This is a genomic window from Mycobacterium sp. 1423905.2 (assembly GCF_001673155.1).
In the GTDB taxonomy this organism is placed as follows: Bacteria; Actinomycetota; Actinomycetes; order Mycobacteriales; family Mycobacteriaceae; genus Mycobacterium.
Map to the genome: position 1 here is coordinate 1 of NZ_LZLE01000106.1, position 6,885 is coordinate 6,885.

The 6,885-nt window shown below is 68.0% G+C and carries 2 protein-coding genes; both read left to right on the top strand.

Annotated features, from left to right (window positions below; genetic code table 11):
* Positions 1 to 3,879 (top strand): SDR family NAD(P)-dependent oxidoreductase (locus A9W95_RS05830; RefSeq protein ID WP_156746035.1); only part of this gene is annotated, 3,879 nt, incomplete at its 5' end.
* Between the two features lie 583 nt (positions 3,880 to 4,462).
* A partial coding sequence (locus A9W95_RS05835) for a type I polyketide synthase (RefSeq protein ID WP_156746036.1) occupies positions 4,463 to 6,885 on the top strand: 2,423 nt, incomplete at its 3' end.

Sequence of the window (6,885 nt, forward strand, 5' to 3'; positions counted from 1 at the left end):
GCCGTCGACCAGACCGCGCGCGGCCTGGACATGTCGGCCGCAGCGCTGGCCGCCATGCGCCGCGAGCAGCCGCTACCCTACGGTCTGCGTGGTGTAGTGGGCGACTTGTACACCGCGGGTGCCGCCGTGAACTTCGGCGTGCTCTACCCCAGCGGGCAACTGGTGGAAGCGCCACTGTCCGCCTGGAATCACCGCCGGCTGCTGCTGGTGGAAAGCACGGATCGGCTCGCACACGCCAACACCGTTGCGGTACATCCATTGCTGGGCGCGCATGTGCGGTTGCCCGAGGAGCCCGAGCGGCACGTCTGGCAGGGCGACGTCGGCACCGAGGCGCAGCCCTGGTTGGCCGATCACCAGATCCGCGGCGCTGCGGCCTTGCCCGGTGCCGCCTACTGCGAAATGGCGTTGACCGCGGCCCGCACCGTTTTCGGCGAGCGCGCCGAGGTTCGCGACGTCCGCTTCGAGCGGCTGTTGCTCCTCGACGAGGTGAGTGCCGTCGGCGCCACCGCGACCGTCGAAGCCCCCGGCGTGGTCCCCTTCGTGGTGGAAACGAACGACGGAGGAGAACGCTCCCGACGGGCCTCGGCGACGCTGCACGCCGCGGACGCAGACCGCGCGGCCGGTTCACCTGCCGCCTACGACATCGAAGCGCTCCTGGCCACCCACACCGAACCCACCGAGGGTGACGACCTTCGGCACGAGTTCGATCAGCGTGGCATCCAGTACGGTCCCGCCTTTGGCGGACTCACCGCGGCGCACATCGCCGACGGCGCCGGTGACACCGTGCTGGCCGAGGTTGCGGTGCCCAGCTCGATCCGCTCCCAACAGGGGGCTTACGGGGTCCATCCCGCTCTGCTGGATGCCTGCTTCCAATCGGTGGCGGCGCACCCCAGCGTCCGCAATGCCGGCGGGGGCGGTCTGCTGTTGCCGCTGGGTGTCCGCCGGTTGCGCGCCTATGGTCCGGCCAAACACGCCCGGTACTGCCTGACGACGGTGTCGCGCGCCGGCTCCGGCGCCAACGAGCTGCTCGCCGACCTCGACATCCTCGACGAACACGGCACGGTGCTGGTGAGCGTGCAAGGTCTGCAGATGGGCACCGGCGCCTCGCCAGGCAGCGAGCGCGACCGCCTCCTCAACGAGCGGCTGCTGACCATCGAGTGGCGACAGCGCGACCTGCCGGAGAAGACCGTCACCGAAACCGGCAATTGGCTGTTGATCAGCACTTCCGACGCCGCCGACATGATGGCGGCCCAGCTGACCGATGCCCTGAAGATGAACGACGCGCAGAGCACGACCATGTCGTGGCCGCTGCGCGACGACCACATCGCCCAGGCCGGCCGGCTGCGCGACCTGCTCACCGCCAGTGCGTTCAACGGCGTCGTCGTCGTGACCGGTCCGGCCAATGGAGACGCGGGCCAAAAGGCCGCCGTCGTTCGGGGTAGCGAATACGTCGAACACTTGGTGCGCATCGCGCGGGAACTGCCCGACATCGAGGGCCAGACCGCCCGCCTGTACGTCATGACGCGCAACGCCCAGCCGGTCCTCAGCGACGACCGGCCCAACCTCGAGCAGGGCGGCCTACGGGGCCTGCTGCGGGTGGTCAGTGCCGAGCATCCGCATCTGCGGGTCACCTACATCGACGTCGACGACCACACCGGCGCCGAACAGGTCACGCGTCAACTACTGCTGGCCGACTCCGACGAAGACGAAACGGCGTGGCGCAACGACGAGTGGTACACCGCGCGGTTGAGCCCCACTCCGCTGGGTCCCGACGAGCGCCAAACCACCGTCGTCGAACATGAGCAGCACGGCATGCGCCTGCAGATCCGCAATCCCGGTGATCTGCAGACCCTGGAGTTCGCCGCGTTCGACCGGGTGCCGCCCGGTCCCGGCGAGATCGAGGTAGCGGTCGGCGCGTCCAGCATCAACTTCGCCGACGTGCTGGTCACTTTCGGCCGCTACCAGACCGCCGACGGGCAGCAACCGCAGTTGGGAACCGACTTCGCCGGCGTGGTCAGCGCGGTCGGCCCCGACGTCACCGACCTCAAAGTCGGTGACCGGGTCGGCGGACTGTCCGCCAGCGGTTGCTGGGCCACCTTCGTCACCTGTGACGCGCGCCTGGCCACCCCCATACCCGACGGCCTGAGCGACGCCGAAGCTGCCGCGGTCACCACCGCATCGGCCACCGCCTGGTATGGCCTGCAAGATCTGGCCCGCATCCGGCCCGGCGACAAGGTGCTCATCCACTCGGCCACCGGTGGGGTCGGCCAGGCGGCGATCGCGATCGCGCGCGCCGTCGGCGCCGAGATCTACGCCACCGCCGGCAGCGAGCAGCGCCGACAACTGTTGCGGGACATGGGCATCGAGCATGTCTACGACTCGCGCAGCGTCGAGTTCGCCGAGCAGATCCGCCGCGACACCGACGGTTACGGGGTGGACATCGTGCTCAACTCGGTATTCGGCGCCGGCCAACTGGCCGGGATCAAACTGCTGGCGCGCGGCGGTCAGTTCGTCGAGATCGGCAAGCGCGACATCTACGGCGACACCAGGCTCGGGCTGTTCCCGTTCCGACAGAACCTGTCGTTCCACGGTCTGGACCTGGGGTTGCTGTCGAGCACCGACCCCGCCGCGGCTCGTGAGTTGTTGACCACGGTGTACCAGGCGACCGCCGACGGTGTCCTGCCGAAGCCGGAGAGCACCCGTTACCCGCTGGCCGATGCGGCTACCGCAATCCGGGTCATGGGCGCCGCCGAACACACCGGCAAACTCGTTCTCGAAGTCCCCCACTCCGGGCGCAGTAGCGTCGTATTGCCGCCGGAGCATGCGCCGGTGTTCCGCAGCGACGGCTCCTACGTCATCACCGGTGGTCTGGGCGGCCTCGGCTTGTTCCTCGCGGAGAAGATGGCCACCGCCGGCGCGGGGCGTATCGTGCTCAGCTCCCGATCCCAGCCTTCGCAGAAGGCGTTGGAGACCATCGAAATGGTCCGGTCCATCGGCTCTGACGTGGTCGTGGAGTGCGGTGACATCGCCGAGGCGGACACCGCCCAGCGGTTGGTTGCCGCGGCCACCGCCACCGGTCTGCCGTTGCGCGGCATTCTGCACGGGGCCGCCGTCGTCGAGGACGCCACCTTGCCCAACATCACCGAGGAGCTTATCCAGCGTGACTGGGCTCCCAAGGTGCGCGGCGCGTGGCACTTGCACGAGGCGACCAAGGGACACCAACTGGACTGGTTCTGCTCGTTTTCCTCCGCGGCGGCTCTGGTCGGCTCACCGGGTCAGGGAGCGTATGCGGCGGCCAACAGCTGGCTGGACGCGTTCACCCACTGGCGGCGCTCGCAGGGGTTACCGGCGACCTCGATCGCTTGGGGCGCTTGGGAAGAAGTCGGCCGCGCCACCACCTTCGCCGCAGAGTCCGGGGAGGCGGACGCGATCGGCCCGGACGAGGGTGCCTATGCGTTCGAGGCGTTGCTGCGGCACAACCGGGCCTATACCGGATACGCCCCGGTGATCGGCTCGCCCTGGCTGACGGCCTTCGCGCAGCGCAGCCCGTTCGCCGAGTTGTTCAAGTCGACCAAGAATCGGTCGGGGTCCAGCAAGCTGCTCTCCAAGCTGATGGAGTCTCCGGTGGAGGAATGGCCCGGTCAACTGCGGCGCCTGATCTCTGAAGGGGTGAGCCTGATCTTGCGGCGCGCCGTCGACCCGGACTGGGCGCTGTCCGAGTACGGCCTCGACTCGCTGGGAAACCTTGAATTGCGCACCCACATCGAGACCGAGACCGGAATCCGGCTGACCTCCAACGAGATCACCACGGTGCGCGACTTGGCTGACCGACTGTGCGAAAGGCTCGCGCCCACACCAGACGCCTCGACGGCCTCGTAGCGCCAGTGGTCAAGACCATGACGTCGCGGTCGGTAAAGCCGGGTGAATAATTCGGGAATTTCGCCGTTGCGCGCGCCTTGACCGCCTAGCCTGATGAGCGGAGTTCGGGCTGCTCCCCCACACTGCGGCGGTTCGTGCTCCGAAACAGGAAAAGTGGTGGCGCGCGACCTCGGCCAGCTACCTGACCGCTGCGGTGCCGAAGCCTCGCTCACCATGTCGTTCGTACCGGTGAAGCAGGGAAGGGCAGTTGAGCCGCGAGGCCCCCAAAGGCCTCCGGACGCACCCTCGATAGCGGCATGGCGGCCTCGTGAGCTGGCACTTTGCCGCCGGGCACGGTCGTCGCCAACGTCGGCGGAACCGTGTGATTGCAGTCACTCTCGACCGATTTTTTTGTACGTTCGCACGATTTTTCTACATGCGACGTACCAACCCGTTACGCTTCTGCTCACGCAAAACTATGACGTTTGGCGTTGCAGTGTGGGGGCCGCTGGGCGCATCCCGTTGCCGCGTTAAGGCAGCGCGGAGCGAGGTTCGACGAGCCGAGGCGGGCTCGAAGCGCGGGCTAAGGAGATGAAGTACGACTGTGGACAAAGCACGCGTAGCGCCGGTTGCAGTCATTGGTCTGGCGTGCCGGCTGCCGGGAGGCATCAACTCGCCCGAACAGCTGTGGCAGGCATTGCTGCGCGGAGAAGACTTCGTCACCGAAGTGCCGCTCGAACGCTGGGATGTCGACGAGTACTACGACCCTGAACCCGGCGTGCCCGGGCGCTCGCACTGCAAGTGGGGCGCTTTCCTGGACAACATCGGCGATTTCGACCCCGATTTCTTCGGCATCTCGGAGAAAGAGGCGATCGCCATGGACCCGCAGCATCGTCTGCTGCTGGAAACGTCCTGGGAAGCCATGGAACACGCCGGCCTCACCCCGGAGCAGATGACCGACACCCAAACCGGCGTGTTCATCGGGCTGAATCACGGCGACTACCAGTTCGTGCAGGCCGAGACCGGCACCTTGGAGGGTCCGTACGGCAATACCGGCACCAACTCCTGCATGGCGTCCGGTCGCGTCTCCTACGCCCTCGGCCTGCGCGGCCCGTCGGTCACCGTGGACACCGCCTGCTCGTCCGGCCTGTTCGCTGCGCACCTGGCGTTCCGCAGCCTCAGCGACGGCGAAAGCGACCTGGCGTTCGCCGGCGGCGTCTACGCGATGCTGGAACCGCGCCGGTTCGCCTCGGGTTCGGCCAACGGCATGCTCTCGCGCACCGGCCGCTGCCACGCGTTCGACGTCGAAGCGGACGGGTTCGTCTCCGGCGAAGGCGCCGCGGTCCTGTTGCTCAAGCGTCTGGAAGACGCACAGCGTGACGGCGACCGGATCCTCGCCGTGATGCGCGGTACCGCCGCCAATCAGGACGGCCACACCGTCAACATCGTGACCCCGTCGGTCGACGCGCAGGAAGCGGTGTACCGCACCGCTTTGGCCGCCGCCGACATCGACCCCAACACGGTCGGGATGGTCGAAGCGCACGGTACCGGCACCCCGGTCGGTGACCCGATCGAATTCGCCAGCCTGGCCGCGGTTTACGGCAACGACGGGCCCTGCGCGCTGGGGTCGGTGAAGACCAACTTCGGTCACACCCAGTCCACCGCCGGTGCGCTAGGCCTGATGAAGACGGTGCTGGCCGTGCAGCACGGCGTCGTGCCGCAGAACCTGCACTTCAACACCATGCCCGACAAGATCGCCGAGATCGGCAGCAATCTGTTTGTGCCACAAGAGGTTACGCCGTGGCCGAAAGATGACACCGCAGCGCCCCGGCGAGCCGCAGTCTCGTCGTACGGCATGTCGGGCACCAACGTGCACGCCATCGTTGAGCAAGCCCCGGACCCGGATTCCGGGGCGCCCCAGACCGCCGGAGCGGCCACCGGTTCGGAAGGGGCTCTGATCTTCCCGCTCTCGGCCAGCTCCGAGGACGCGCTGCGCACCACCGCCGGCAAACTGGCGGACTGGGTCGAGGCGCAAGGCAACGACTTGGTTATGTCCGACCTGGCCTACACGCTGGCGCGCCGCCGCGGCCACCGACCCGTGCGCACCGCGGTGCTGGGCGGCAACGGCACCGAACTGCGCGACGCGTTGCGTGCGGTCGCCACCGGCGAAACGCCGTACCCGCCGGCGGTAGGCCAGGACAAGCTCGGCCCGGTCTGGGTGTTTTCCGGGCAGGGGTCGCAGTGGGCCGAGATGGGTAAGGATCTGCTGGCCACCGAACCGGTGTTCGCCGCAAAGATTGCCGAGATCGAGCCGCTGATCGCCGGCGAATCCGGGTTTTCGGTGACCGAGGCGATGACCGCCCCGGAGAAGGTCACCGGCATCAACCGCGTCCAGCCGACGCTGTTCGCCATGCAGGTTGCGCTGGCCGCGACCATGAAGGCCTACGGAGTCAGTCCGGGCGCGGTGATCGGCCACTCGCTGGGTGAATCCGCCGCTTCGGTGGTCGCCGGCGCCCTGTCGCTGGAAGACGGCGTCAAGGTCATCTGCCGCCGCTCCCAGTTGATGACCCGCATCTCCGGCGCCGGAGCCATGGCGTCCGTGGAATTGCCTGCGCAGCAAGTCCTTTCGGAGTTGATGGCGCGCGGCATCAACGACGCGGTCGTCGCGGTGGTCGCCTCGCCGCAGTCCACCGTGATCGGCGGCGCCACCGAGACGGTGCGCGAACTGGTCGCCGCCTGGGAAGAGCGCGACATCATGGCCCGTGAGGTGGCCGTTGACGTGGCTTCGCACTCCCCACAGGTCGACCCGATCCTCGACGACCTGACCGAGGCCCTGGCCGACGTCACCGCACTCGAACCCGAAGTGCCTTACTACTCGGCGACGTCGTTCGACCCGCGCGAAGAGCCGTACTGCGACGCCTACTACTGGGCCGACAATCTGCGCCACACGGTGCGCTTCGCCGCCGCGGTGCAGGCCGCCCTCGAAGACGGCTTCCGCGTCTTCACCGAACTCTCCCCCCACCCGCT